The organism is Microbacterium radiodurans (assembly GCF_008710705.1).
GTDB lineage: Bacteria > Actinomycetota > Actinomycetes > Actinomycetales > Microbacteriaceae > Microbacterium > Microbacterium radiodurans.
The window spans coordinates 293,735-320,290 of record NZ_VYRZ01000002.1 but is presented as its reverse complement, the minus strand read 5'-3'; the positions used below and the strand labels follow the sequence as shown (position 1 = coordinate 320,290).

22 protein-coding genes are annotated in these 26,556 nt (G+C 70.8%); 16 read left to right on the top strand and 6 right to left on the bottom strand.

All coding sequences use genetic code 11. The annotated features are described in order from the left end of the window. Positions 1 to 17 precede the first annotated feature (17 nt). Genes F6B42_RS07260 through holA form a run of 3 tightly spaced genes read left to right on the top strand, consistent with a single transcriptional unit; the run spans position 18 to position 4,090 of the window. Positions 18 to 614 carry a ComEA family DNA-binding protein gene (locus tag F6B42_RS07260; protein WP_150418963.1) on the top strand — a complete coding sequence of 199 codons (597 nt, stop codon included), beginning with the start codon at positions 18 to 20 and terminating at the stop codon, positions 612 to 614. Next, a complete protein-coding gene (locus F6B42_RS07255) occupies positions 611 to 3,028 on the top strand; it encodes a ComEC/Rec2 family competence protein (RefSeq protein ID WP_150418962.1) in 2,418 nt (805 codons plus the stop codon). The genes F6B42_RS07260 and F6B42_RS07255 overlap by 4 nt, the downstream gene beginning before the upstream one ends. Before the next feature lie 9 nt (positions 3,029 to 3,037). After that, complete coding sequence (holA, locus tag F6B42_RS07250) at positions 3,038 to 4,090, top strand: DNA polymerase III subunit delta (RefSeq protein ID WP_150418961.1); 1,053 nt, start codon at positions 3,038 to 3,040, stop codon at positions 4,088 to 4,090. Between the two features lie 156 nt (positions 4,091 to 4,246). Here holA and rpsT read toward each other — a convergent pair whose 3' ends face one another. The 3 genes from rpsT to F6B42_RS07235 form a co-directional block, all read right to left on the bottom strand. After that, a complete protein-coding gene (gene rpsT / locus F6B42_RS07245) occupies positions 4,247 to 4,507 on the bottom strand; it encodes a 30S ribosomal protein S20 (RefSeq protein ID WP_150418960.1) in 261 nt (86 codons plus the stop codon). A 114-nt stretch (positions 4,508 to 4,621) separates the two neighbouring features. Continuing rightward, positions 4,622 to 5,359 (bottom strand): alpha/beta fold hydrolase, encoded by a 738-nt coding sequence (locus F6B42_RS07240; protein WP_150418959.1) that lies wholly within the window; start codon positions 5,357 to 5,359, stop codon positions 4,622 to 4,624. A gap of 99 nt (positions 5,360 to 5,458) precedes the next feature. Beyond that, the gene (locus tag F6B42_RS07235; protein WP_223878396.1) at positions 5,459 to 10,333 is read right to left on the bottom strand and encodes an ExeM/NucH family extracellular endonuclease; all 4,875 of its coding nucleotides are present in this window, start codon (positions 10,331 to 10,333) and stop codon (positions 5,459 to 5,461) included. A gap of 338 nt (positions 10,334 to 10,671) precedes the next feature. On the opposite strand from F6B42_RS07235, the gene lepA reads away from it, so the two are divergent. From lepA to era, 11 genes are all read left to right on the top strand, one after another. After that, positions 10,672 to 12,522 carry a translation elongation factor 4 gene (gene lepA, locus F6B42_RS07230; RefSeq protein WP_150418958.1) on the top strand — a complete coding sequence of 617 codons (1,851 nt, stop codon included), beginning with the start codon at positions 10,672 to 10,674 and terminating at the stop codon, positions 12,520 to 12,522. A 38-nt stretch (positions 12,523 to 12,560) separates the two neighbouring features. Then, positions 12,561 to 13,220, top strand: coding sequence for a DUF1990 family protein (locus tag F6B42_RS07225; protein ID WP_150418957.1), 660 nt, complete (start codon positions 12,561 to 12,563; stop codon positions 13,218 to 13,220). Continuing rightward, positions 13,220 to 14,437: a radical SAM family heme chaperone HemW gene (gene hemW / locus F6B42_RS07220; RefSeq protein WP_150418956.1), complete on the top strand. Its 1,218-nt coding sequence runs from the start codon at positions 13,220 to 13,222 to the stop codon at positions 14,435 to 14,437. The genes F6B42_RS07225 and hemW overlap by 1 nt, the downstream gene beginning before the upstream one ends. 76 nt (positions 14,438 to 14,513) lie before the next feature. Then, a complete protein-coding gene (gene hrcA / locus F6B42_RS07215) occupies positions 14,514 to 15,551 on the top strand; it encodes a heat-inducible transcriptional repressor HrcA (RefSeq protein WP_150418955.1) in 1,038 nt (345 codons plus the stop codon). A gap of 38 nt (positions 15,552 to 15,589) precedes the next feature. Continuing rightward, complete coding sequence (gene dnaJ, locus F6B42_RS07210) at positions 15,590 to 16,708, top strand: molecular chaperone DnaJ (protein ID WP_150418954.1); 1,119 nt, start codon at positions 15,590 to 15,592, stop codon at positions 16,706 to 16,708. A 2-nt stretch (positions 16,709 to 16,710) separates the two neighbouring features. Next, positions 16,711 to 17,445, top strand: coding sequence for a 16S rRNA (uracil(1498)-N(3))-methyltransferase (locus F6B42_RS07205; protein WP_150418953.1), 735 nt, complete (start codon positions 16,711 to 16,713; stop codon positions 17,443 to 17,445). A 60-nt stretch (positions 17,446 to 17,505) separates the two neighbouring features. After that, positions 17,506 to 17,853: an HIT domain-containing protein gene (locus tag F6B42_RS07200; RefSeq protein WP_150418952.1), complete on the top strand. Its 348-nt coding sequence runs from the start codon at positions 17,506 to 17,508 to the stop codon at positions 17,851 to 17,853. A gap of 64 nt (positions 17,854 to 17,917) precedes the next feature. After that, a complete protein-coding gene (locus tag F6B42_RS07195) occupies positions 17,918 to 18,958 on the top strand; it encodes a PhoH family protein (protein WP_150419550.1) in 1,041 nt (346 codons plus the stop codon). Next, positions 18,955 to 19,419 (top strand): rRNA maturation RNase YbeY, encoded by a 465-nt coding sequence (gene ybeY, locus F6B42_RS07190; protein ID WP_150418951.1) that lies wholly within the window; start codon positions 18,955 to 18,957, stop codon positions 19,417 to 19,419. The genes F6B42_RS07195 and ybeY overlap by 4 nt, the downstream gene beginning before the upstream one ends. Beyond that, positions 19,416 to 20,738, top strand: a complete 1,323-nt coding sequence (locus F6B42_RS07185) for a hemolysin family protein (protein WP_150418950.1) — start codon at positions 19,416 to 19,418, stop codon at positions 20,736 to 20,738. The genes ybeY and F6B42_RS07185 overlap by 4 nt, the downstream gene beginning before the upstream one ends. Next, positions 20,735 to 21,631 (top strand): GTPase Era, encoded by an 897-nt coding sequence (gene era, locus F6B42_RS07180; protein ID WP_150418949.1) that lies wholly within the window; start codon positions 20,735 to 20,737, stop codon positions 21,629 to 21,631. Before F6B42_RS07185 ends, era begins: the two co-directional genes overlap by 4 nt. Here the strand turns inward: era and F6B42_RS07175 are convergent. Continuing rightward, positions 21,628 to 22,242 carry a hypothetical protein gene (locus tag F6B42_RS07175; RefSeq protein ID WP_150418948.1) on the bottom strand — a complete coding sequence of 205 codons (615 nt, stop codon included), beginning with the start codon at positions 22,240 to 22,242 and terminating at the stop codon, positions 21,628 to 21,630. The genes era and F6B42_RS07175 overlap by 4 nt on opposite strands. 205 nt (positions 22,243 to 22,447) lie before the next feature. On the opposite strand from F6B42_RS07175, the gene leuA reads away from it, so the two are divergent. Then, positions 22,448 to 24,208, top strand: a complete 1,761-nt coding sequence (gene leuA / locus F6B42_RS07170) for a 2-isopropylmalate synthase (protein ID WP_150418947.1) — start codon at positions 22,448 to 22,450, stop codon at positions 24,206 to 24,208. Positions 24,209 to 24,288: 80 nt separating this feature from the next. Here leuA and F6B42_RS07165 read toward each other — a convergent pair whose 3' ends face one another. Beyond that, positions 24,289 to 25,020, bottom strand: a complete 732-nt coding sequence (locus F6B42_RS07165) for an exonuclease domain-containing protein (RefSeq protein WP_396652464.1) — start codon at positions 25,018 to 25,020, stop codon at positions 24,289 to 24,291. A 95-nt stretch (positions 25,021 to 25,115) separates the two neighbouring features. On the opposite strand from F6B42_RS07165, the gene F6B42_RS07160 reads away from it, so the two are divergent. Continuing rightward, positions 25,116 to 26,015 carry an alpha/beta fold hydrolase gene (locus F6B42_RS07160; protein WP_150418945.1) on the top strand — a complete coding sequence of 300 codons (900 nt, stop codon included), beginning with the start codon at positions 25,116 to 25,118 and terminating at the stop codon, positions 26,013 to 26,015. Here F6B42_RS07160 and F6B42_RS07155 read toward each other — a convergent pair. Continuing rightward, complete coding sequence (locus tag F6B42_RS07155) at positions 25,975 to 26,535, bottom strand: CGNR zinc finger domain-containing protein (RefSeq protein WP_150418944.1); 561 nt, start codon at positions 26,533 to 26,535, stop codon at positions 25,975 to 25,977. The genes F6B42_RS07160 and F6B42_RS07155 overlap by 41 nt on opposite strands. Positions 26,536 to 26,556 lie beyond the last annotated feature (21 nt).

Below are 26,556 nucleotides of genomic sequence, written 5' to 3'. Positions count from 1 at the left end.
CTCCGTAATCTGACCGGGTGGAGCCGGGCGAACGACGGGATCAGCGCCGCAGGATCGGTGCCGGCGCGGCCGTCGTCCTGGTCCTCGCGGTAGCGACCCTCACCGTCGTCGTCGGTCTGGTCCGCACGTCGTCGGCTTCGACGCAGAGCGAGCTGCCGGCGCCACAGGTGACCTCGACGACAGCGGATGCCGCGGCGTACGTCCACGTGTCGGGCGCCGTGGCTGCTCCCGGTCTGTACCGCCTCGCCGTCGACGCTCGGGTCGTCGACGCGGTCGCGGCGGCCGGGGGCTTCACACCGTCGGCCGATCGCGCTGCCGTCAATCTTGCCCGCCCGATCTCCGACGGCGAGCAGCTGATCGTCCCGGAGGTGGGCGCCGCGCCGGCTCCGGCTCCCGGCACCGTCGCGGGCGGCGGGGCGGACGCCGTCATCGATCTCAACACGGCGGACGCGGCTCTCCTCGAGACGCTGCCCCGGATCGGCCCCGCCCTTGCGCAGCGGATCGTCTCCTGGCGCGAGGAGAACGGGCGGTTCACGAACGTCGAGGATCTGCTGTCGGTCTCGGGCATCGGCGAGAAGCTGCTCGACGGGATCCGCGAGCGGGTGCGGGTATGACGGCTCGGCGGGCTGTGACGGCCGCACGGTCGGGGCGGCGCGCGCGACGCCGCGACCTGCGCCTTCTTCCGGTCGCCCTCGGGACATGGGCCGCAGCGCTGGTCTCGACGGCGGCGCCGGGCGCCGCGCCGGGGATGGCGGTGGCGGGCTGGAGCGCCGCTGCGACGGTGACGGGACTGCTGCTCGTCGGTCGAAGCGAACGAGCCGTGGCCGGTCGGAACGCCACACGTGGTGCCCCCGTCGTCATCGTGCTCGTGCTCGCGGCCGTTGCCGCCGTCGCGTCGGGTGTCGCGGCTGCCGAGCCGGTACGCGCTCGGGTCTCGGACCTGCCGATCGGGGGTGGGCGCGTCCTCACCGTCGACGCGGTCGTCTCGGGGAAGGTGGAGCGAAGTCCTTCGGGCTGGCGCTTCGACGCGGTGTCCGAGCGAGCGCAGGCGGGACAGGCGGTGGCCAACGCGGCGGTACCGATTGTCGTGCGATCGGCCGAGCGTCCGGACGGCCTCGACCTCGGATCGTCCGTGACGATCTCCGGTACCGCCTTCGCAGCCGGCCCCGGAGAGCGCGCGGTGCTCGTCGTGGACGCCACCGCCTCGCTCGAGGTCACGGGCGCACCGACGGGCGTGCTCGCCGTCGCCGCCGAGCTGCGAAGCGCCCTCGTCGCCGAAGCCCGCAGCCTGCCGCAGCCGGGCGGCGGTCTCGTCGCGGGGATGGCGGTGGGGGAGACGAGCGGCGTGTCGGAGGACCTCGATGCGGACATGAAGACCGCGTCCCTGTCGCATCTGACAGCGGTCTCGGGCGCGAACTGCGCGCTGATCGTCGTGATCGCGTACGGGCTCGTGGCTGCCTGCGGCGCACGACGGGGCGTCCGTGTCGCGACGGGAGGGGTGGCGCTCGGAGCCTTCGTCGTTCTGGTGACGCCGGAGCCGAGCGTCGTCCGCGCCGCCGCGATGGCCGGGATCGCCATGATCGCGCTGCTCCTCGGCCGCGCCGGCGCGGGGGTCTCCGTGCTCTGCCTCGCCGTCACCGTGGCGCTCGTCCTGGATCCGTGGCTCGCGGGGTCGGTGGGGTTCGGACTCTCCGCAGCAGCGACCGCGGCCCTTCTCCTGTTCGCCGGACCCATGGCCGACCGGCTCGGACGGGTGCTGCCCCGCCCGCTCGCCCTGGCGGTCGCCACCTCGCTGTCCGCCCAGTTGGCGGTCATGCCGCTGATCATCACCATCGATCCGCGGATGCCGGTCTACGCGGTGATCGCGAACATGCTCGCCGCGCCCGCAGCCCCGGTCGCCACCGTGCTGGGGCTCGCGGCGTGCCTGGCCGCTCCTGTCCCCGTGCTCGCAAGCGGCCTCTCAGCCCTCGCGTGGATCCCCTGCGCCTGGGTCGCGGCGATCGCCGGGACCGCCGCCGATCTGCCGTTCAGCTCCGTTCCGTGGGTTCCCGGGTGGGGCGGAGCCGTCCTCGCGGCACTCGTCTGCGCCGCCGCGCTCGCATGGCTCACCCTGCCGGTCGACACCGCGCGGCGGCGGTGGGCGCGAGCCGTCGTCGCGGTCGTCGTCGGCGTCGTCACCGGGAGCGCGCTCCTCGCGGGGCCGATCACGCGCGCGAACACCCCGACCGATTGGGCGATCGTCGCCTGCGACGTCGGGCAGGGCGACGCCGTGCTGCTGCGCTCGGCGGGTCGGGTCGCCCTGGTCGACACCGGCCCCGACCCCGATGCCCTCGGGCGATGCCTCGACCGCTTCGGCGTCGGCGTCGTCGACATCCTCGTGCTCACGCATTTCGACCTCGACCATCGGGGTGGTGTCGACGCTGTCGTGGGTCGCGTCGGGGCGGTGCTCCACGGGCCGGTGAGCCGCGGCGACGACCAGAGTGCGCTGGCGATGCTCGGCGGGGGAGGGGCGCGCGTGATCCCGGTCGCGGCGGGCGTGAGCGGGACGCTCGGTGACGCCCGCTGGCGGGTGCTCTGGCCGCGAGAGCGTCGGAACGGCATCCCGGCCATGGCGACGCCGCCCGCGGAGTCCGGCAACGATGCGAGCGTCGTCATCGACATCCGGGGCGGGGGCATCCCGGCGACCGTCCTGTTGGGCGATCTCAGCGAAGAACCGCAGCGGATGCTGGCCGCCGGGGCGCGAGCGATCGGCACGGTGGACGTGGTGAAGGTCGCCCATCACGGCAGTGCCGACCAGTTCGCCGAGCTCTACCGGCGCATCGCGCCGCGGATAGCCCTGGTCTCGGTGGGCGAGAACGATTACGGTCACCCGCGCCGGGAGATCCTCGACGTCCTCATCGGCGCGGGCGCCGCCGTCGCGCGCACGGATCGCGCCGGGAGCGTCGCCGTGCTCGCGTCGGGCCCCGGCCCGGCGGGGGCGCTCAGGCTGTGGACCGAGCACCCCGACGGTGTCGGGCCCGACGATTAGGCTGGAGTCATGTCCCCGAGCCCGCGTCGTGCCCCCGCGCGCGGCGCCGCGCGCACACCTGCGAAGTCCGCCATTCCGCAGCTGTCGTGGCGGTCGCCCGAGCCCGCTCCCATCGTGCTGGTCTCGGGTCCCGAAGAGGTGTGCGCCGAGCGTGCCACGGCCGGTGTGCGCGACTATCTCAAGGCCGAAGACCCGAGCCTCGAGGTCTCCGATCTGCGCGCGGACGACTACGCCTCCGGGTCGCTGCTCGCGATGTCCTCGCCCTCGCTGTTCGGCGAGCCCCGCCTCATCCGCGTCGCGGGCGTCGAGAAGTGCTCCGACGCGTTCCTGACCGAGGCGCTGGCTTACATCGAGAATCCCCAGGACGGTGCGACGGTCGTCCTGCGGCACACCGGCTCGAGCGTCCGAGGCAAGAAGCTCCTCGACGCGATCCGTGCCGGCACGGGCGGCGGAGTCGAGGTCGCCTGCCCCGCCGTCAAGCGCGATTCCGACCGATTCGATTTCGCGGCCGGCGAGTTCAAGACGGCGGGCAAACGCATTGCGCCGTCGGCTCTCCGCACGCTCGTCTCGGCGTTCGCCGATGATCTGACCGAGCTCGCGGCCGCGTGCCAGCAGCTCATCGCGGATGTGCCGGGGGACATCGGTGATCAGGTGGTCGAGCGGTACTACGGCGGCCGTGTCGAGACGACGGCGTTCGCGGTGGCGGACACCGCGATCGCGGGTCGCTACGGCGAAGCCCTCCTGACGCTTCGCCACGCCCTCGCCAGTGGCGCCGACCCCGTGCCCCTGGTCGCGGCGATCGCATCGAAGCTCCGGACGATGGCCCGCGTCGTGGGCTCGCGGGAGCCGTCGACGGCTCTGGCCGCCCGCCTGGGGATGAAGGACTGGCAGGTCGACCGCGCCAAGCGCGACCTCGTCGGATGGTCGGAGTCGGCTCTCGCCACGGCGATCCAGGCCACGGCCCGTGCCGACGCGGAGGTGAAGGGCGCCTCGCGTGACCCGGTGTTCGCGGTCGAACGCCTCGTCACGGTGATCGCGACGCGGGCTCCCTACGGGGCCTGACCCGCCCCCATCGCGCGAGACATCAGTTCCGCGCCGAGACCGTGGGGCAACCCCGGTCTCTCGGCGCGAGAGTGCTGTCTCGCGGACACGCGTGCCGGGACGAACGAGAAGGCCCGCCCCGGGATCGGGACGGGCCTTCTCGGCGGGCGCTGCGGCTCAGAGAGCGGCGACCTGCTTGGCGATCGAGGACTTGCGGTTCGCAGCCTGGTTCTCGTGGATGACGCCCTTGCTCACAGCCTTGTCGAGCTTCTTGGTGGCCGTGGCCAGTGCCTTCTCGGCGGCGGCCTTGTCGCCCGCGGCGATGGCCTCGCGGGTGCGACGCACCTCGGTCTTGAGCGCGCTCTTGACGGCCTTGTTGCGCTCGCGCGCCTTCTCGTTGGTCTTGTTGCGCTTGATCTGCGACTTGATGTTCGCCACGTTCGACGTCTTTCGTTCGGAGTTTCGGTTGAGTGTGCCGTGCGACAGTAGAGGGATGCCGCGCGGCGGTCGTGTGAGGGAGGAACTCACACGGCAAGCCGACTACAGAGTCTATCAGGTCGCGCTGCGCGAGCCGGTATCGGCGAGCGTGGCGAGCGCGAGGTCGACCACCGCGTTGAAGACCCGCGGGCGCATCGCGGTCACGAGGTGACTCGTCCGCGGGATGACGATCAGCTCGGCGGCGGGGGCGAGCCTGGCGAAGAGGCGCTCGTTGAGGCGGAGCTGGTCGTACTGCCCGTTGACGAACCACATCGGGACGTCGATGCGGCGGAGCGCTGCGAGAAGATCGAGCACCGACAGACTCGCGAGGGCCACGTCCTGCGCGTCGTAGGCGTAGCCGCCCGCGCCGAAGTCGGGTCGCGTCTCGACGGGAAGGGTGCGGTCGAGCACCCAGTCGGTGATGCGCTGTCCGCGGCCGGGTAGACGGTCGAAGCCCAGGGCGAGCGCACGGTAGATCGCGAGACCGACACCTCGCGGGATCGCGGTGCATGACGCGGCGATGAACGCCGACACCGGTGGCCGATCCTCGCGCCCCACGTACGCCGTGCTCAGCAGCCCACCCATCGAATGCCCGATGAGCAGCACCGGGCCGCGCTCCGCCGCCTGTCGCACGGCGCCGTCGATCGTCTCGAACGCGCCGTCGAGGGTGAAGGGCTCCGCCATACGGGTGCCGTGGCCGGGCAGATCGACGGCGGTCACCGGGACTCCCCGGTCGCGCAGATGGGCGACCTGCGCGCGCCACATCGTCGCCGACGTTCGGATGCCGTGAACGAGCACCACCTGCGCAGCCATGCCCCCACTCTACGAAAGTCGGCCGGGGCGACGCCGATGCGGCGGCGCCCGGACCGAGGTCCGGACGCCGCCGCATCCGCGAGCTTCGCGCTGCGCTCGTCAGTCGTGCGCGCGCACCGTCCGCCGACGCGTCACAGTCAGCACTCCGCCGGCCACGAGCAGCATCGCGAGGGCGAGCATCACGCCGAGCGGAGTCTCCGCGCCGGTCGCCGCCAGCTGCCCGGCGGGCACGACGGTGATGGCGTACTCGAGCGGCTCTTCGCCCGCCGCCGTGATCTGCAGGGTGTGCGCGCCGAGCGACAGGTTCGCCGGGATCGCGACCCGGAACGACGTCACGCCAGCGGCGTTCGCGGCCGGGATGCCCGACACGACGATCGGATCGCTGAAGAGGGTCGCGCCGATCTGCTGGCCGGGAGCGAGACCCGACACGCGCACGTCGATCGATCCGCCGCGCTCGACGCGGGTGGTCGACAGCTCGACCTGCGCCCACGCGTCCGCACCGGGCTCCGCACCCGGTGCGGTGCCGGGCTCGCCGGCAGCGGCCACCTGCACGGGAACCGTGACCGTGGTTCCGGGCACGTCCGTCGTGAGCACGAGCTCGGTCGCACCGCCCGGCAGGTCGTCCGGCAACGTGACCGTGACGACCGCGCTGCCGCTCGCGACGGGCGCCGTTGCGAGGACCGCGCCGTTCCACGAGACGTCCAGCGCCGCGGTCTCCGGCGCACCCAGACTCGTCATGTTCAGATTCGACACGGTGAGCGTCAGCTCCGAGCCGGGAGCGGCCGTCTCGGGCACGCCCTGGACCTGGACCGCGTGCTTGGCGAACGACGGCGCGACCGTCTCCTGCGCACCGAGGTACTCGATCCAGGCCTCGTGGTCGAGGAAACCGGTGTCGACGTAGTCGGTGCCGGCGGCGAACGCCCGGAAGTTGTCTCCCGAACCCGTCGCGAGGAAGGAGAGCGTTCCGATGCGGTACTCGGCCGCCTCATCGAGCGGCTGCCCGTCGACGGTCACGGAGGTGATCCGGTCGCCCTCGGGCCGCGTCTCGTCGTACGTGTAGGTCACGTTGTCGGAGAGCCCCAGCTGCAGGTACGGCCGGGAGGGGACCGAGCCGTCCGCGGCGCGCTGCCACTGCTGCTCGAGCACCTTCACGAAGTCGGCACCCGTGAGGGTCACGAGGGCCATCGTGTTGTTGAACGGCAGCACGGCGTACGCCTGGCCCCACGTGATCTGGCCGTCGCCGACACCGGGCACGGCGTTCTCGCCGAACTCGGCCTGCGTGTCGTAGAGCTCGGCCCGCAGACCGCCCGAGTTCGTGATGCCGATCTGAGCACCGTTCGGCAGGTTGGCGAGGTTCGATCGGATCGACTCGGCCACGAGGTTGCCGAGCGACGACTCGGCCGCCCGGTTGTCGCGGGCACCGCCGGTGTAGACCCCGTTGGCGTACGTTCCACCGGCGTGAGCGGTCGTGATGTCGCTGTCGATCGTCGCGACCGGCGTGTTGCCGATCTCGGCGAAGTCGGCGAGCGCCTGCTGGACGATCGCGTTCACCTCGGCCACTCGGGGATAGGCCGCGATGAGATCGGCCGCGAGCGTCGCGGTCCGACTCACGTTCTCCTGGGTGTGCGCGAGCACGTCGCCGGTACGCGGGTCGACCGTCAGGACGACCTTGCCGATGTTGGCGCCGTACGAGCCGGTCTGGACGATCGGGCGGGTGCGCTCGGTGCCGGGGATCGTCGCCGACCAGGCGTAGAGCTTGTGCGTGTGGCCGGTGAAGATCGCCGCGACCTCGGGTGAGGTCTGCTCGACGATCCGGCGGAAGACCGCGCTGTCGGCGACGGCCTCGTCGAGGCTCGCCGACGAGGCGTCGTCGGGCGCCCCCTCGTGGTACACCGCCACGATCACGTCGGCCTGGTCGCCCTCGCCGTCGGTGAGGTCGGCTGCGACGCGGTTGACCGCGGCCACCGGGTCGCCGAACTCGAGCCCGGCGATGCCGGCGCCGCTGACGAGAGAGGCGGTCTCCTGGGTCACGACTCCGATGACGCCGACCGTCAGGCCCTGCGACTCGACCAGCTGGTACTCGTCGAGCTGCGGCGTCTCGGTACCCGCGGCGTAGACATTCGCGCCGAGGTGCGAGAAGTCGGCGCTCGGGATCACACGGTCGCGCAGGTCGGGGAACCCGCGGTCGAACTCGTGGTTCCCGACCGCGCTGGCCTCGAGGCCGAGAGCGTTCAGCACGTCGATCGTGGGCTGGTCCTGCGCGAGCGAGGATGCCGGGAGTGAGGCGCCGATGTTGTCGCCGGCCGAGAGCAGCACCGCGTCGGGTGCGTCGGCGCGCAGCTCCTCGATGGTCCCCGCGAAGCCGACCGTGCCGGCGTTCTCCGGCTGCGCCGGCGTCGTTCCCGCCGCCGGCTTCGGGGGTGTGATCCCCGTGATGCGGCCGTGGAAGTCGTTGAAGCCGAGCAGGGTGAGCTCGACCGGGTCCACCGGAGCCGCGGCATCCGCCGACAGACCGACCTTCACCGGATCGTGGTCCGAGGACCGGTACGGGCCGTCGGCGTGGAAGTCCACCGGGAAATAGTTGTGCCGGCTGTACTCGAGGAAGACCGATTCCCCGGCGTTGATGTTCCAGATGTCGGCATCCGTCGCACGCTCGTACGCGGCTTCGTTCATGAGGATGTGATCGAGCGATCCCGAGAGCCCCTCGAAGAGGTAGGTCGGCTGCGCGAGATCGAACTCGACGCTCGCGTTGACGTACCCCGACTCGTAGAAGACCTCGAGCGGATCCTCCTGCGAATACGAGTTGAAATCTCCGGCCAGGAGCACCGCGTCGACGTCGCCCTGCACCTCGGCGACCCAGGCATCGAGCGCTTCCGCCTGACGCACGCGCGATTCGTTGGAGAATCCCTGACCGTCGCGCGCATCGGCATCGCCGGGCCACGGACCGGCAGAACCCTTGGACTTGAAGTGGTTGACGACGAACAGGAACTCCTCGCCGCCGTCAGCCGGCTCGAAGACCTGACCGATCGGCGCGCGAGCGTTCTGGAACGCCTCGCCGTCGGCGGACTGATCACCGAGCGCCCGCGAGTCGCCCACGCGCTCGACCTCTGCCGGCTGGTAGATGATCGCGTTCGTGATGACGTCGCGCCCCGAGGCGGCGGGGAGCTCGTCAGACGACGGGACGAATGCCCACCGATCGGTTCCCGCGGCGGTGTTCAGAGCCTCGACGAGCGTCGAGACGGCTTCATCCTCGTCCTCGCCGAGGCTGGCCGAGTCCTCGATCTCCATGAGGCCGACGACCGACGCGTCAAGCGCGGTGATGGCGGACACGATCTTGGACTGCTGACGCTCGAACGACGCCGCGTCCCAGGCGCCGCGCTGCGGGCAGCCGGTGCGGACGTTGGTCCCCTGCCCCTGGCGGTCGGTGAAGGGCTGGCAGCTCGCGTTCTCGTCGCCGAGCGTCGTGAAGTAGTTGAGCACGTTGAACGAGGCGACGGTGACATCGCCGCCGACCGCCGCGGGGGCGTCCGTGCGGGTGTCGGCCACCGTGATGCCGTCGGTGCGAGCGCCGTCGCCGACGATGTGCCGCACCGGGTTCAGCTTCCAGGTGTTGTTGCGGTAGTCCAGAACCACAGGCTCGTCGAACGTCACCGCCGCGCCCACGCGAACCGGCTCCGTCGTCGAGATGTACGGGGGAGTGAGTGCGTCGGTGCGGAGATCGATCTTCGATCCGTCATCGAGGACGACGCGCCGAGCGGCGTTGTCGGCGACGACGGCCGCTGCCTCGGCCGAGCCCGGCCGGGCCACGTCGGTCGGCTGCCGCAGCGGCTCCGAGCCGGAGGCGAGCACGAGTTCGCCGTACGTGTTGAGGCTGTAGTTGTCCGCGACCACGAACTCGCCCTGCGGCGCCAGGAGCATCGACTGGAGCGACTCGCGCTGCGCCGAGTCGGTGGGCCACGCGACCTGCGCGGGAGCGACCGGAGCACCGTCCTCGACCGCGGTCGCCTCGCCTGCCGACACCGTCAGCTGAGTCAGACCGAAGTAGTCGCCGACCGTGCCGGTGACGCGCACCGTCTGGCCGGGCGCGACCTCGCCGACGCCGTCCGGTGAGTAGACGAAGATCGCGTCGGACGCCGCGTGGGTCGCGAGATCGATCGCACCGCCCGTCCCGGGCGTCTGGATGACGTACCCGTCGTAGCCGCCGGTCGGGTAATGGGCCGTCACGATTCCGACGGTGGTCACCCGCTGACCGTCGAGACGGGAGATGCCGCCGGCGCCCTGGATCTCGGCGATACTCGCCTCGACCGCAGCGCCGGGCTGCTCCGGCTCGCCGGGCTGTTCGGGCTCGCCGGGCTGTTCGGGTTCGCCGGGCTGCTCCGGCGCGCCGGATCCCTGCGGGGTGGGCGCGCCGGTCGTGAAGTCGGCGGCGTTGTCGGCGGTGTTCGTCGACGCGGCATCCCGCGAAACGCTCGTGGCGTTGGTCGTCGCGGGGGCGGCGGCCGAACCGGCGAAGTCGCTTGCTCCGCCCCAGCCGACGAAGTCGACGACGGCGTCCGTCGTGGTCAGTCCGGAGGACCCGCTCAGGATGGACGTGCCCGCGGGGAGCTTGGCGTCGTCGACCAGCGCGACCTTGCCCGTGGTGCCGCTCATGTTGATGGAGCCGTCAACGTCGACGTCGAGGGCGGGAAGGTCGCGGTTCCCGCCGAAGGCCTGTCCGACCAGCAGATACCCGCCCGGCTCGATCGATGCGTTCTCGAGCGTCGTCTTCTGCCACAGCGACGATCCGGCCCCGCCGGTGGCGGAGGCGTACTGCACGCTCCAGCCGCTGAGGTCCACGACCGCGTCGGAGACGTTGCGAAGCTCGACGAAATCGCGGTTGTACGCGGCGCCCGAGTTGCCGCCGCCGCCGTAGATCTCGTTGATCACGACGGGTGCGTCGGCCGAGACGGCCGCGCTGGCCGGTACCGCGGCCACCCCCACACCCCCCGTCGCGATCACGAGAGCGGCGCACGAGGCCACCCAGGGTCGGATCGATCGTCGCGGGCGCGCGACAGGTCGTGCTGTGCTCACGGTGTTCTCCCGAACGGCGTCCCGGGCGCGGAGGATTTCGCGCAGTTGCCGACCGCCTCATTGAGCATTCGATGCGATGAATGTGTTCGGCAAGTAGCGGATTGGTTAATTGTTTTTCACGGAGGTGATCTCTGGCGTGTCCCGGCGGGGCGCGCGTAGCCTCCCGCGCGCGAGGCGCGCCGGCACCGGCCGCGGCTCGCATCGCGGACGCCGGGACCGGCCCCGGGTAGACTTCCCGGGACATGTCTCCGCGCGCATCCCAGCCGCTCGCGCCTGCCGCAACGCCGCCCGAGCTCATCCGCAACTTCTGCATCATCGCCCACATCGACCACGGCAAGTCGACGTTGGCCGACCGCATGCTGCAGATCACCGGCGTCGTCGCCGACCGCGACATGCGCGCGCAGTACCTCGATCGCATGGACATCGAGCGCGAGCGCGGCATCACGATCAAGAGCCAGGCGGTGCGGATGCCGTGGGCCGCCGACGGCGGCACGTTCGCCCTCAACATGATCGACACGCCCGGCCACGTCGACTTCACCTACGAGGTCAGCCGCTCGCTCGCCGCGTGCGAGGGCGCGATCCTGCTCGTCGATGCGGCACAGGGCATCGAGGCGCAGACCCTCGCGAATCTGTACCTCGCGCTCGAGAACGACCTGCAGATCATCCCCGTGCTGAACAAGATCGATCTTCCTGCGGCCGACCCGGCGAAGTACGCGGCGGAGCTGGCGAACCTCATCGGCGGTTCGCCGGAGGACGTCCTGCGCGTGAGCGGCAAGACCGGAATGGGCGTCGAGGATCTCCTCGACCGCATCGTCGAGAAGATCCCGGCGCCGGTCGGCGACGCCGACGCACCGGCCCGGGCGATGATCTTCGACTCGGTCTACGACGCGTACCGAGGGGTCGTGACCTACGTGCGCATGGTCGACGGCAAGCTCGAGCCGCGCGAGCGCATCCAGATGATGTCGACCCGTGCTACCCATGAACTGCTCGAGATCGGCGTCTCGAGCCCGGAGCCCATCCCGACGAAGGGACTCGGCGTCGGCGAGGTCGGTTACCTGATCACCGGCGTGAAGGACGTGCGTCAGTCGAAGGTCGGCGATACGATCACCAACCATCGCAAGCCCGCGACCCAAGCGCTGCCCGGTTACACCGACCCCAAGCCGATGGTGTTCTCGGGGATCTACCCGATCGACGGCAGCGACTACGGGGATCTGCGCGAGGCGCTCGACAAGCTCAAGCTCTCGGACGCGTCGCTGCAGTACGAGCCCGAGACCTCCGTCGCGCTCGGCTTCGGCTTCCGGTGCGGGTTCCTCGGCCTGCTGCACCTCGAGATCATCACCGAACGGCTCTCGCGCGAGTTCGGGCTCGACCTCATCACGACAGCCCCGTCGGTGACCTACGAGGTCGCCACCGACACGGGCGAGACCGTCGTCGTGACCAATCCCAGCGAGTACCCCGACGGCCGCGTGGCCGAGGTGTCCGAGCCGGTCGTGAAGGTCGGCATCCTGCTGCCGAAGGACTACGTCGGCACGGTGATGGAGCTCTGCCAGACGCGGCGCGGCACGCTGCTCGGCATGGACTACCTTTCCGAGGACCGCGTCGAGCTGCGCTACAACATGCCGCTCGGCGAGATCGTGTTCGACTTCTTCGACCACCTGAAGTCCAAGACGCAGGGCTACGCGAGCCTCGACTACGAGCCCGCCGGCTCCCAGACCGCCGACCTCGTCAAGGTCGACATCCTGCTGCAAGGTGAGAAGGTCGACGCATTCAGCTCGATCGTGCACCGCGAGAAGGCGTACGCCTACGGCACGCTGATGACTGAGCGCCTGCGCAAGCTCATCCCGCGCCAGCAGTTCGAGGTCCCCATCCAGGCTGCGATCGGCGCGCGCATCATCGCCCGCGAGAACATCCGGGCCATCCGCAAGGACGTCCTCGCCAAGTGCTACGGCGGCGACATCACCCGCAAGCGCAAGCTGCTCGAGAAGCAGAAGGAGGGCAAGAAGCGCATGAAGATGGTCGGGCGGGTCGAGGTGCCCCAGGAGGCCTTCATCGCCGCGCTCTCGGGCGACGTCGAGGGCAAGGACAAGAAGTAGCCCGTCAGCACGACTGACAGCGGGGAACGAGGAATCCGATGCACCAGCGACGCGGTACCTTCCGAGACGAGACCGTCGACTACGCGGCGGTCGGCGCGACGCGCGCGCACGACCTGATGGCGTACCCGCCCGAGCGGAGCCTTCCGGCCGAGGATGCGTGGCGCATCGGCAGCGGCGAGGCGCGGTTCGCCACGGCCGCCGAGCAGCTCATGTCGTGGACGGCGCTGCGCGGCGCCGGGCTGCGCGTCGAGGACGTGCGACCGGCGTCGGGTCCGATGTACACCGGCGTCGCGTTCGACGAGGAGGGCAATGCCGTCGCGCCCAGCAGCCTGGCGCAGGAGCAGCGCTTCGACGCCGACGGCACGCCGTACGTCGGCGCCGGGACGACGCTGCGCCTGCACGGGCGGGTCGGCGGGCAGCGCGCCGACGCCGAGCTCCGGGTGATCTTCGTCGACGAGGAGCCCCGTCGCGTCGCATTCGCATTGGGAACCGTCGGGGGCTCCGTCGTCAGCGGCGAGGAGTCGTTCCTGCTCGAGTGGCGCGACAACGACGAGGTCTGGTTCACCGTGCGATCCTTCGACCGCCCGACGGCGTTCGCCTACCGGATGCTGCCGGCACTGGTGCGGCGCCGGCGGCGCCAGCTCTTCCAGGGCTACCTGCGGGCGCTCTCGCCGCTGTACGCCACGCCGACGCTCTGATGGGCTCGACCCTGCCGCTGGGAGATCCCGCCCCGTCCGACGGCGCCCTGCCGATCGACGTCGTCGCCGACGCGAACACCGATTTCGGTGTCTACCTGCACGTCCCGTTCTGCCGGGTCCGGTGCGGCTACTGCGACTTCAACACCTACACGGCGACCGAGCTGCGCGGAGCTCGCCAGGACGCCTATGCCGACGAGGTGCTCCACGAGATCGACCTCTCACGACGAGTGCTCGGCGACCGCGGACCGCTCCGTCCGGCGCAGACGGTCTTCTTCGGCGGGGGCACCCCCACCCTCCTTCCGCCGGGCGACCTCGCGCGCATGCTCGCCGGCGTCCGAGCGGCGTTCGGGATCGCGCCGGGGGCGGAGGTCACGGTCGAGGCCAATCCCGACACCGTGAGCCCGGAGCTCGCCGGCATCCTCGCCGACGCCGGCGTGACGCGACTGTCCATCGGCATGCAGTCGGCTGTGCCGCACGTGCTCGCGGCTCTCGATCGCACCCACGACCCGGCGAACGTCGCCACGGCCGTCGCCGCAGCACGCGATGCGGGCCTCCACGTCTCGCTCGACCTCATCTACGGGGCACCGGGGGAGAGCCTCGACGACTGGCGCCGATCGGTGGATGCCGCCGTGGCGTTGCGGCCGGACCACATCTCGGCCTACGCGCTGATCATCGAGGACGGCACCAAGCTCGAGCGACAGATCCGTCGCGGCGAGGTCCCGGCGCCGGACGACGACCTCCAGGCCGACATGTACGAGCTCGCCGACGATGTCTTCGCCGCCGCCGGATACGGCTGGTACGAGGTCTCCAACTGGGCGCGGTCCGCCGCCGACCGCTCGCGCCACAACCTGGCGTACTGGCGCGGCACCGACTGGTGGGGGTACGGGCCCGGGGCCCACAGCCACGTCGGCGGCCTGCGATGGTGGAACGTGAAGCACCCCGCCGCCTACGCGCAGCGGCTGGCCGCATCCGAGTCGCCGGCCGCCGGGCGTGAGCGTCCGGATGACGAGGCCCGTCGCCTGGAAGCGGTGCTGCTCAGAACGCGCATCGCCGAGGGCCTCGGTCTCGACGAGCTCCCCGCCGACGCCCGTCGCGCTGCGGCCGCGCTCATCGCGGACGGTCTGATCGACGGTGCGGCGGCCGTCCGTGGGCGGGTCATCCTCACGCGGCGGGGACGCCTCATGGCGGATGCCGTGGTCCGGGCTCTCACGGAGTGACGCGCCGGCGGCACGGCCGCGGCCGCTCGCGATAGAATTGGCACTCAGAGCCGACGAGTGCCAGCGAGGAGGGGTCATGGTTTCGGAGCGCGGACTGCAGGTGCTGCGCGCGATCGTCCAGGACTACGTGGACACGCGCGAGCCCGTCGGAAGCAAGACCATCGTCGAGCGGCACGCCTTCGGCGTCTCGGCGGCGACGATCCGGAACGACATGGCACTGCTCGAGGACGAGGACCTCATCGCGGCGCCGCACACGTCGTCGGGGCGCGTCCCCACCGACAAGGGCTATCGCGTCTTCGTCGACCACCTCGCGGGACTGCGCCCGCTCAGCACCGCCCAGCGGTCGGCGATCTCGACCTTCCTCGACGGCCCCGCCGACCTCGACGATCTGCTCGTCCGCACGGTGCGGGCGCTCTCGCAGCTGACCGGCCAGGTCGCCATGGTGCAGTATCCGTCGTTCGCACGGGCGCACGTGTCCCACATCGAGCTCGTCGATCTCGGCTCCGGCCGCATCGTCGTGATCGTCGTCACCGACACCGGTCGCGTCTCGCAGCGCGTCGGCGTCATCCGCACGGTGCTCGACGACGCCGGTTTCACCGCGGCGAAGACCGCCCTCCGCACCGCGGTCACGGGGCTGTCGCTGCGCGACGCATCGGTCGCCGTGTCCGCCCTCGCCGCAGACGCCCCGGGCGCCGGCGCCGTCGCCGACGCGGTGCGCGAGCTCGCCGTGATCCTCGACGAGGAGCTCGACACCTTCCGACAGGACCGCCTCGTGATGGCGGGCACCGCGACGCTGGCCCGCCGCGAAGCCGACTTCCGCGGCAGCATCTATCCGCTCCTGGAGGCGATCGAGGAGCAGGTCACCCTGCTGCGGCTGATGGGCGAGATGGTCGCCGACGAGCATGGCCTCGCCGCGAGCATCGGACGCGAGAACGAAGCGTTCGGCCTGTCCGAGGCCTCCGTCGTCGCGGGCGACTACGACGTCCCGGGCTCGTCCGCGCGCATCGGTCTGATGGGGCCGACCCGCATGGACTACCCGACGAACCTGGCGACGGTGCGTGCCGTCGCCCATTACCTCAGCCGGCTCCTCGACGAGGACGAGAACGCCCGCTGACCCGAACCGACCCGCCCGAACGGGCTGAAAGGCGATCCGTGGCCGACCACTACGACGTCCTGGGCGTCGCGCGCGACGCGTCCCCCGAAGAGATCAAGAAGGCGTACCGCCGCCTGGCGCGCGAGCTCCACCCCGACGTGAACCCGGGGGAGGACGCATCCGAGCGCTTCAAGCTCGTCACCCACGCCTACGACGTCCTCAGCGACCCCGAGCAGCGGCAACGCTACGACATGGGCGGAGACGGCTCGGGCGGATTCGGCGGGGCGGGCTTCGGCGGCTTCGGCGACATCTTCGAGACCTTCTTCGGCGGCGGGGGAGCCGGCGGCGGCCGCGCCGGCCGACCCCGGTCGCGGCGCGAGCGCGGACAGGACGCTCTCGTGCGCGTCACGCTCGAGCTCGGCGAGGTCGTCTTCGGCGTGCACCGCGACATCGAGGTCGACACCGCGGTGCTGTGCGAGACCTGCCAGGGGTCGTGCTGCCAGCCCGGCACGCAGCCGGTGACCTGCGACGTCTGCCACGGCGCCGGGAACGTGCAGCGAACCGTCCGCAGCCTTCTCGGCAACGTCGTCACGTCGCAGCCCTGCAACGTCTGCCAGGGCTACGGGACGACCATTCCCTATCCCTGCACGACGTGCCAGGGGCAGGGCCGGGTGCGCGCGCGCCGCACCGTCTCGCTCGACATCCCCGCCGGCGTCGAAACCGGTCTGCGTCTTCAGCTTCCCGGTTCGGGCGAGGTCGGCCCGGCCGGCGGCCCGAACGGCGACCTGTACCTCGAGGTGACCGTCGCCGCGCACGACGTCTTCAGCCGCGAGGGCGACGACCTCCTCGCCACCCTCGAGGTCTCGATGCCCGACGCCGTCCTGGGAGCGACGACGACCATCGAATCGCTCGACGGACCCGTCGACCTCGAGCTGCGGGCCGGCGTGCAGTCGGGCGATGTGCTGACGATCAAGGGACGCGGCATCACGCCGCTGCGCGGCTCGAATCGCGGTGACCTCCGGGTCGGCGTCCACGTCGTCACACCGACCCGACTGGACGCGAAGGAGCGCGCCCTCATCGAGGAGCTCCGCAAGCGCACGAAGTCGCCCGAGCCCCGCCTCGCCGAGTTCCACCAGGGCCTCTTCGCGAAGCTGCGCGACCGGTTCCGGACCAGCTGATCGTGGCGCTGCACTTCCTCGCCGACGACGCAGCACGCGCGAGTGCGGGCGACGAGGTGACGCTGACCGGGACCGAGGCGCACCACGCGGCGGCGGTGCGCCGCATCCGCATCGATGAGGAGGTGACGCTCGGCGACGGTCGCGGCGCGTGGCTCACGGCCGTGGTCGTGTCGGCGTCGCCGCGCGAGGTCGTCGTGCGCGTCCTGCGGCGTGCCGACATCGCCGACGACAACCCGCGCATCGTGCTCGTCCAGGCCCTCGCGAAGGGTGATCGCGACGAGCTGGCGGTCCAGGCCGCGACGGAGCTCGGAGTCGCCGAGATCGTCCCCTGGCAGGCGGCGCGCAGCGTCTCGCGCTGGGACGGCAAAGAGGCCAAGGGCGTCGCGCGGTGGTCGACCATCGTGCGCGAAGCCGCGAAGCAGGCTCACCGCGCATGGGTGCCGACCGTGCGGGAGCCGGTTCGGCTGGACGGGCTCGTGGAGCTCGCCGGCCGGAGCAGGATGATGCTCCTCGACCCTTACGCGTCGACGACGCTCGGCAGCGCCCCCCACGACCCGGTGGATGCCCGCGACATCGTGCTCGTCGTCGGTCCCGAGGGCGGGATCGCGGCCGAGGAGTCTGCGGCACTGGCGGCCGCCGGGGCCGAGAGCGTCCGACTCGGTTCGACCGTGCTGCGCACGTCCACGGCCGGTGCCGCCGCGATCGTCGCCCTCAATCTCCGGCTCGGCCGGTGGTGACGGCGCGCGAGCGGCAGCGTCGAACGGCCGCCGCGGCGACGCCGCGGATAGACTGGGAGCATGTCTGAGCCGTCCGTCTTCACACGCATCCTGACGGGCGAGATTCCGTCGGAGATCATCGCCGAGACCGAGAACGTGTTCGCGATCCGCGACATCGCACCGCAGGCTCCCGTGCACCTGCTCGTGATCCCCAAGACCGAGCGCTACCGCAACGTCGTGGAGCTGGCGGCCGGCGATCCCGACCTGCTCACCGAGCTCGTCGGACTCGCCAACGCCGTCGCGGCCGAGCACGCCGACGGGGATTTCCGACTCGTCTTCAACACCGGCGCCGGCGCCGGACAGACCGTTTTCCACGTCCACGCCCACGTGCTGGCCGGGAACCTGGCAGAAGGGAGCCTCGGTGCCTGAGGCGTCCGAGCACTCCGGCGCGTCCGAGCCGACCGTCGCCACGATCCTCGCCGACGGAGTCGCGATGGTGCAGCTCCTCGGCCCGCAGGACCGGCTGCTCCGGGTCGTCGAGCGGGAGCATCCCGACGTCGACGTGCTGGTGCGCGGGAACGAGATCACCCTCACGGGTTCGGCCGACGCCGTCTCCGCAGCGCGATCGCTCGTCGACGAGCTCATCGCGATGGCGCGGGCGGGCCAGGGTCTCGACCCGAGCGACGTGACGACGAGCAGCCGCATCCTGCAGCGACGGTCCGGCGACGATGGCCTGCGGCCCTCCGAGGTGCTCGGTGAGGCGATCCTGTCGTCACGCGGGCGCGTCATCCGGCCGAAGACCCTGGGGCAGAAGGCGTATGTCGACTCGATCGATGAGAACACGATCGTGTTCGGCATCGGCCCCGCCGGCACGGGCAAGACCTATCTCGCGATGGCGAAGGCGGTCCAGGCGCTGCAGCGCAAAGAGGTCAATCGCATCATCCTGACCCGGCCCGCCGTCGAAGCCGGCGAGCGTCTCGGGTTCCTGCCGGGCACGCTGACCGACAAGATCGACCCGTACCTCCGCCCGCTCTACGACGCCCTCAACGAGATGCTCGACCCCGAGCTCGTGCCGAAGCTCATGGCGACCGGCACGATCGAGGTCGCGCCGCTGGCCTACATGCGCGGTCGCACGCTGAACGATTCCTTCGTGGTGCTCGACGAGGCGCAGAACACGACGCCCGAGCAGATGAAGATGTTCCTCACACGCCTCGGGTTCGGCACCCGGATGGTCGTGACCGGCGACATCACGCAGGTCGACCTGCCGCAGGGTGCATCCGGACTGCGCACGGTCACCCGGGTGCTCAAGAACGTCGACGACATCCACTTCGCGACCCTGACGAGCGACGATGTCGTCCGTCACACGCTCGTGGGCCGCATCGTCGACGCGTACAGCGAGTACGACGAGCAGCGTCTCGCCTCCCGGCGCGAGCGCGACGAAGCGACCGAGTTCGCCAATCGCGCCGAGCGGCGCTCGAGCGCGCGCCCGGCCGGGCCGCGCGACCGTCTCCCGAAACGAGGACGCTCATCATGACGATCGAGATCACGAACGAATCCGGCGTCGAGGTCGACGAGACGGTGCTGCTGCGCCTGACCGAGCACAACCTCGCGCAGCTGAACGTGAGCGCCGACGCCGATCTGGCGATCCTGCTGGTCGACGAGGGTGCGATGGAGTCGCTCCACGTGCAGTGGATGGACGAACCGGGACCCACCGACGTCCTCAGCTTCCCGATGGACGAGCTGCGGCCCGGCACCGAGGAGGCGCCGACCCCGCCCGGGCTCCTCGGCGACATCGTGCTGTGCCCCCAGGTGGCCGAGACGCAGGCCCAGGCCGCGCGGCACACGACGCTCGACGAGCTCGTCCTCCTCACCACGCACGGGCTGCTGCACCTGCTCGGGTACGACCATGCCGAGCCCGACGAGGAGCGCGAGATGTTCGGGCTCCAGCGCGAGCTCATCGCGGCCTTCGGCGCCAGCGAGCGCCGCCGGTCGTGACCGAACTCGTCCTCGCCCTCGGCGCCGTCCTCCTGGTGGCTCTCGGGGGTCTGATGGCGGCGCTCGACGCGGCGCTGGGCGTCACCTCCCGAGCCGACCTCGGGGATTGGGCCGAACGCGGCCGGAACGCGGCGGCGCTGCGTCGGATCGCCGACGATCCGGCGGCGCACGGAAATGCGGTCGTCTTCATCCGCATCCTGACCGAATCGACCGCAGCGGTGTTCGTGACCGCCGCTCTCACGATCGCGCTCCAGAACCTCTGGTGGGCGATCCTCGTCGCCGCGCTCCTCATGACCGCCGTCTCGTTCGTCCTCGTCGGCGCGAGCCCGCGCTCGGTCGGACGCCAGCATGCGCGCGGCCTGCTGATCGCCTGCGCCCCGATCGTGCGGGGCGCCCGCCTCTTCCTCGGTCCGCTCGCGCACCTCCTCGTCATCGTGGGCAATCGTGTGACCCCGGGAATCTCGCGCAGCACGTCCTTCGCCTCGGAAGAGCAGCTTCTCAGCATGGTCGACGAGGCCGCCTCGCAGGACCTCATCGAGGCGGACGACCGCGATCTCATCCACTCGGTGTTCGACTTCACCGACACCTTCGTCCGGACCGTGATGGTGCCCCGCACCGACATGGTCACCGTTCCGCAGACCGCCACGACGCACGAGGCCATGGCCCTGTTCCTCGAGCGCGGGGTCTCGCGGGTGCCGGTCACCGATGACGAGCACGACGACATCGTCGGCGTCGTCTACCTGAAGGATCTCGTTCAGTTCTCCTACGCCGAGGCTCGCGGGTGGCGGGATGTGCCCGTCGGCCAGGTCGCGCGTGCCGCGGTCTTCGTCCCGGAGTCGATGCGCGCCGAGACCCTGCTCCAGCAGATGAAGAAGGATGCCGTCCACGTCTGCCTCGTCATCGACGAGTACGGCGGGGTCGCCGGCCTCATCACGCTCGAGGACCTGATCGAAGAGCTCGTGGGCGAGATCGCCGACGAGTACGACCGCGGTGCCGCCGAGGTCGTCGAACTGCAGCCGGGGCGATACCGCGTGAGCGCCCGCCTCGGCCTCGACGAGGTCGGCGATCTGTTCGGCCTCGAGCTCGAAGACGACGACATCGATTCCATCGGCGGTCTGCTCGGCAAGAGCCTCGGGCGGATCCCGCTGCCGGGCGCGAGCGTCGTCGTCTCGGGACTCCGCATCACCGGAGGCGCCTCGCGGGGACGCGGCCGGGGCCTCGCGACGGTCTTCGTCGAGCGCGCGCCGCTCGAGGACGACGACACCGCCACCACCTCGACCGGATCGATCCGCGTCGCATCCCAGGGAGAGCAGAGATGACCCACCCCCACCGTTCCGGCTTCGTCACCTTCGTCGGCCGGCCCAACGTGGGCAAGTCGACGCTCACGAACGCGCTCGTCGGCGAGAAGGTCGCGATCACCAGCGACAAGCCGCAGACGACGCGCCGGGCGATCCGCGGCATCCTGAACCGTCCCACCGGGCAGCTCGTGATCGTCGACACCCCCGGCATCCACAAGCCTCGCACCCTGCTGGGGCAGCGCCTCAACGATCTCGTCGAGCAGGTGCTGGGCGATGTCGACGTCATCGGGTTCCTCGTCCCCGCCGTCGACAAGGTCGGCCCCGGAGACCGGCGCATCGCGGCGTCGCTCGACGGATACCCGCGCGCGAAGAAGGTGGCGATCGTCACCAAGACCGACATCGCATCCCGCGACGAGATCATGGAGCGCCTCATGGAGGTCGACAGCCTCCGGGAGGACTGGGCCGCCGTGATCCCGCTCTCGGCTGTGACCACCGACCAGCTCGACATCCTCTCGGACGAGCTGCTCGGCCTCATGCCCGCAGGACCCGCGCTCTATCCCGACGACATCGTGACCGACGAGTCGACCGAGGACCGGATCGCGGAGATCATCCGCGAGGCCGCCCTCGACGGCGTCCGCGACGAACTGCCGCACTCCATCGCGGTGACCATCGAGGACCTGTCGCGGCGCGAGGACTCCGACCTCACCGACGTGTTCGCGAACATCGTCGTCGAGCGCGACAGCCAGAAGGCGATCATCATCGGTCGCGGCGGCAGCCGCCTGCGTGACGTCGGCGCCCGTGCGCGCACGCAGATCGAGCCGCTCGTCGGGACCCGTGTCTTCCTGTCGCTGCGCGTGCGGGTCGCCAAGGAATGGCAGCGCGACCCCAAGCAGCTGGGGCGGCTGGGCTTCTAGCTCTCGCCGATCGGGCGGAGAGCCGACTGCACGACGACCACGTCGTCGCCGAACTCGGCATCCGCCGCCCTCTGCAGGGTGCCGTCGTCCCAGACGACCGTGACCCACAGGCGGCCGTCGTAGGCGCCGGATGCCAGGACGGTGTCACCGAGGGTGTCGCGAACGCGTTCTTCGACGGTCCGCAGGGTCGCGTCGTCGGCCGTGCCCGGTACGCCGCCAGTCGGGTCGGGGAGGGGCAGGGCGTCGTAGAGCGCGAGCGGGACGGGTTCGGCCGTGACCGCGATCGTCGTGCCGTCGAAATCTCCCTGCACGGCATACGAGCCCCAGGTCGAGCCGGACGCCCGCTCGGCGTCGGTGCGCGCGGACCAGTCCCATCCGGCGAGGGGCAGGCCGCTGCACTGCGGAGGGTGCGACTCGGCGACGCCGCCGAGGCACAGCTGCGCTCCCGAGCCGTCATCGAGCACCGTTCCGGTGCCCACGACCTCGCCCGCGGGCGGGTCGGGCACGAGCTCCGACGGGGTGCCCGCAGCCGTCGTCGCGCAGCCGGCCGTCGCCAGCAGAGCGGTCATGGTGACCACGGTGACGGCGCGGGAGATCGGACGAGTGCTCATACTCCGTCAGTGTCGCGGATGCCGGGGCCGTCTCGTCGACGACGCGCCCGTGCGCGCGCGGCCCGCGAGCGGGTGTAGCCTGGGCGCATGCGCTTCGGCCGACTTCTCCTTCTTAGTCGCCGCGACGAGTCCTCGTTCTAGGGCCTCCCTCGTCGCGGAGCTTCGCGTTGGCCCGCCATCCCCGCTGAGGAAGAGCGAGACCACCATGGAGAACACCCAGAAGCCCTCGGGCATGCCGATCCACAAGTATCGGCCGTTCCACGAGCAGATCCGTGTCGATCTGCCCGACCGCACCTGGCCGTCGCGGCGTATCGAGACGGCGCCCCGCTGGTGCGCCGTCGATCTGCGCGACGGCAACCAGGCGCTCATCGACCCGATGAGCCCCGAGCGCAAGCGCGTGATGTTCGAGCTGCTCGTGAAGATGGGCTACAAGGAGATCGAGGTCGGCTTCCCGAGCGCGAGCCAGACGGACTTCGACTTCGTGCGGCAGCTGATCGAGGACGGGCTGATCCCCGACGACGTGACCATCCAGGTGCTGACCCAGGCGCGCGATCATCTGATCAAGCGGACCTACGAGGCGATCGCCGGTGCGAAGCAGGCCATCGTCCACCTGTACAACTCCACGAGCGTGCTGCAGCGCGAGGTCGTCTTCCGCACGGATCGCCAGGGGATCATCGACATCGCCCTCGAGGGTGCGCGCCTGTGTCGGGAGTACGAGAAGACCATCCCCGAGACGGCCGTGTACTACGAGTACTCGCCCGAAAGCTACACCGGGACGGAGCTCGATTTCGCTCTCGAGGTCTGCAACCAGGTGATCGAGATCTTCGAGCCCGCGCCCGATCGCAAGGTCATCATCAACCTTCCCGCCACGGTCGAGATGGCGACGCCGAACGTGTACGCCGACTCCATCGAGTGGATGAGCCGGCACCTGGCGCACCGCGAGAACGTCATCCTGTCGCTGCATCCCCACAACGACCGCGGCACCGCCATCGCCGCCGCCGAGCTCGGCTACATGGCCGGGGCCGACCGCATCGAAGGGTGCCTGTTCGGGAACGGCGAACGTACCGGGAACGTCGACCTCGTCGCGCTGGGCATCAACCTGTTCACGCAGGGCATCGACCCGCAGATCGACTTCGGCGACGTCGATGGGATCAAGCGGACCGTCGAGTACTGCAACCAGCTCCCGGTTCCCGAGCGGAGCCCGTGGGCGGGCGACCTGGTGTTCACCGCCTTCAGCGGCTCGCACCAGGACGCGATCAAGAAGGGCTTCGAGGCCATGGCGGCTCAGGCTGCCGCGGCGGATGTCTCTATCGACGAGATCGCGTGGTCGGTGCCGTATCTGCCCGTCGACCCGAAGGACCTGGGCCGATCGTACGAAGCGGTCATCCGAGTGAATTCGCAGTCCGGCAAGGGCGGAGTCGCGTACCTGCTGAAGAGCGACCACGCGCTGGACCTGCCTCGCAAGCTCCAGATCGAGTTCTCCGGCGTCGTCCAGGAGAAGACGGATGCCGAAGGCGGCGAGGTCACGAGCGCGCAGATCTGGTCGATCTTCACGGACGAGTATCTGCCGGCGGATGCCGACCACGACAAGTGGGGGCGATTCGAGCTCCTCGCGACCCGCACGCAGAGCGACATGTCCGGCGACGTCCGCCTGGACGTCACCCTGCGCGACGGCGACGAGCGCGACGAGGTCTCGGGCTCGGGCAACGGTCCGATCGCGGCCTTCATCGAGGTGCTGGGCCGTCGCGGCTTCGAGATCTCGCTCTACGACTACGTGGAGCACACGCTGAGCTCGGGTGGCGACGCGCAGGCCGCGGCCTACGTCGAGCTTCAGGTCGACGACCAGCGCCTCTGGGGCGTCGGCATCGACGGCGACATCTCCACGGCGAGCCTCAAGGCGATCGTGTCGTGCGTGAATCGGGCGATCCGCACGCGAGAGCGCGCCGGCGAGCTCGCCGCGGTCTGACCAGGATCTATGCGCAGGAGGGCGGTCATCATCGCGATGGCCGCCCTCCTCGTCGTGATGAGCTCGTGAGCACCGCCGGCTCAGCGGATGGGCCAGGCGCCGTCGATCTCGGCGTCGAGACGTCCGATGCTGACGAAGTACTCGCTCAGGCTCGCCGCCTGAGCGCGCGCCCACCCGATCTGCCGGGTGTGGAGCTCTGCAGCCGAGGGCGGCAGCCCGTCGGCGAACCGCGTCGCGAGCACTTGGGCCACGCGGCCCGCCGCGATGGCGTCGGCCGCGGCTTCGTGCGCGCCCATGAGGAGGACCGCGTAATGCTCGGCGACGACCGCGAGCGTTCGCTTGCCCCGTCGGTAGCGGTCGTAGCGCTTGTCGATCACGAGCGGGTCGATGACGGGCGAGGGGTCGAGGATGGGCTCGATGCCGTGGCGGAGCGCCTCGTACTTGAGCAGGGAGAAGTCGAACGGCGCGTTGTAGGCGACGACGGGGATGCCCGCGTCGAAGAGTCCGCGAAGAGCCGTCACCACCTCCGACACGACCTCTCCCACGGGGCGTCCCTCGCATCGGGCGCGTTCGGTCGTGATGCCGTGGATCGCGGCGGCGGCGTCGGGGATGTCGACCCCGGGATCGGCCAACCAGGTCTGCGCGCTGACGGCGCCGCCCTCGGCATCGAGCAGGCCGACGTGCGCCGTGACGATACGGTCCGACGTGACGTCGACCCCGGTCGTCTCGAGGTCGAACACCCCGACGAGCCGGCACCACCCCGGCGCCTCGACCGGCCAGAGGTCGAGCTGTTCGTCGACGAGAGCCGGCAGCGGGTCGGGTCGGGCGCGGTCGGATTCCACGTTCCGAGGCTAGGACGCCCCGCCGACACCGCTGCGGGGGCGCGCCGCATCCGTAGACTCGAAGCGTGTCTTCGCCCTCGCCCTACGCAGACCGTCTCTCGCGCATCCCGGTCGAACGGCGCGAGGCGGACGTGCTGGGCGCGATGACGGCCTACTGGGTCTACGGGCGCAGCGACGCCCCGCTGACGCTCCTCGCCGTTCACGGCTTCCGCGGTGAGCACCACGGACTCGAGCCGGTCGTGGCCCATCTCGGCGACGTGCGCGTCGTGATGCCGGATCTGCCCGGCTTCGGCGAGACCCCGCCGCTGCCGGGACGCACCCACGATCTCGCGGCATACGCGGAGTGGCTGACCGCCTTCGCCGCGGCCGCAGCACCCGGCGCCGTCGTCGTGGGCCACTCGTTCGGCTCGATCGTCGCGGCAGCGGCGGTGGCAGGGGGCCTCGCGACTCCGCGCCTCGTGCTCATCAACCCGATCGGCGCACCGGCGCTCGAGGGGCCGCGCGGCATCTTCACGAGGTTCGCCGTCTGGTACTACGCGCTCGGTGCGCGCCTGCCGCGTCGCGCAGGGGAGGCGCTGCTGCGCAACCGGGTGATCGTGCGGGTCATGAGCCTCGCCATGGTCAAGACCCGCGACACGTCGCTCCGCCGATTCGTGCACGATCAGCACGACACCTTCTTCTCGAGCTTCGCCGACCGCGACGTGCTGCGCGATGCATTCAAAACGTCGGTCTCGAATGATGTGCGCGCCTTCGCGCCGAGCATCTCGCAGCCCACGCTCCTCGTCGCCGCCGTTCAGGACGACATCACGCCGATCGCGGCGGAGCGGCACCTTCGCACGCTCTTCCCCGATGCCGAGCTGGTGGAGATCGACGGCGTGGGGCACCTGATCCACTACGAGACGCCGGCCGAGGCCGCCGCGGCGATCAGGCGGTTCCTGCCGCCTTCCGGCGCCGATACGCGATGACGTTCATGCGGTTGCCGCAGTTGCCGGTGTCGCAGTAGCGCTTCGAGCCGTTCTTCGAGAAGTCCACGTAGACGGCGGCGCAATCGTCGGCCTCGCACACCCGGACGCGGTCGTAGGCGTCGGCGCGAATCACGTCGACGAAGGCCATCGCGGCCTCGACGAGGATGCGGGTCGCCAGCGGAGCGTCGCCGGGAGTCGCGTGGATGTGCCAGTCGTAGTCGTCGTGGATGACGAGCTGCGGCTGAGCGTCGCCGTCCCGCAGCATCGCATTGACGTGCTCGACCGCTTCGTCTCGTTCCAGATCCCACAGGCGACGGAGTCGCGGCCGGATGGCGCGGATCTCCTGCAGCTCGGTGTCGTCGCGCACGATCGCCCCGGTGAAGGCGAAGTCGGCGAGGAAGTCGTCGAGGTCGGCGCGCTCGATCAGCGTGTCGGCCGTTCCCGCCGACGTGCGGGGGAGCGTGTTGACGAGGGCGGCCGTCGCTCGCAGCGACAGCTGCGTGTCATTGATGAAAACCATGTTGACTCCTGACAATCCGTC

Coding starts and splice junctions, on each gene's coding strand:
- F6B42_RS07155 (WP_150418944.1), bottom strand. CDS start 26,535: ATGGTTTTCATCAATGACACGCAGCTGTCGCTGCGAGCGACGGCCGCC.
- F6B42_RS07240 (WP_150418959.1), bottom strand. CDS start 5,359: ATGGCTGCGCAGGTGGTGCTCGTTCACGGCATCCGAACGTCGGCGACG.
- F6B42_RS07255 (WP_150418962.1), top strand. CDS start 611: ATGACGGCTCGGCGGGCTGTGACGGCCGCACGGTCGGGGCGGCGCGCG.
- era (WP_150418949.1), top strand. CDS start 20,735: ATGACCCACCCCCACCGTTCCGGCTTCGTCACCTTCGTCGGCCGGCCC.
- F6B42_RS07225 (WP_150418957.1), top strand. CDS start 12,561: ATGCACCAGCGACGCGGTACCTTCCGAGACGAGACCGTCGACTACGCG.
- ybeY (WP_150418951.1), top strand. CDS start 18,955: ATGACGATCGAGATCACGAACGAATCCGGCGTCGAGGTCGACGAGACG.
- hemW (WP_150418956.1), top strand. CDS start 13,220: ATGGGCTCGACCCTGCCGCTGGGAGATCCCGCCCCGTCCGACGGCGCC.
- F6B42_RS07175 (WP_150418948.1), bottom strand. CDS start 22,242: ATGAGCACTCGTCCGATCTCCCGCGCCGTCACCGTGGTCACCATGACC.
- lepA (WP_150418958.1), top strand. CDS start 10,672: ATGTCTCCGCGCGCATCCCAGCCGCTCGCGCCTGCCGCAACGCCGCCC.
- F6B42_RS07200 (WP_150418952.1), top strand. CDS start 17,506: ATGTCTGAGCCGTCCGTCTTCACACGCATCCTGACGGGCGAGATTCCG.
- hrcA (WP_150418955.1), top strand. CDS start 14,514: ATGGTTTCGGAGCGCGGACTGCAGGTGCTGCGCGCGATCGTCCAGGAC.
- holA (WP_150418961.1), top strand. CDS start 3,038: ATGTCCCCGAGCCCGCGTCGTGCCCCCGCGCGCGGCGCCGCGCGCACA.
- F6B42_RS07195 (WP_150419550.1), top strand. CDS start 17,918: ATGGTGCAGCTCCTCGGCCCGCAGGACCGGCTGCTCCGGGTCGTCGAG.
- leuA (WP_150418947.1), top strand. CDS start 22,448: ATGGAGAACACCCAGAAGCCCTCGGGCATGCCGATCCACAAGTATCGG.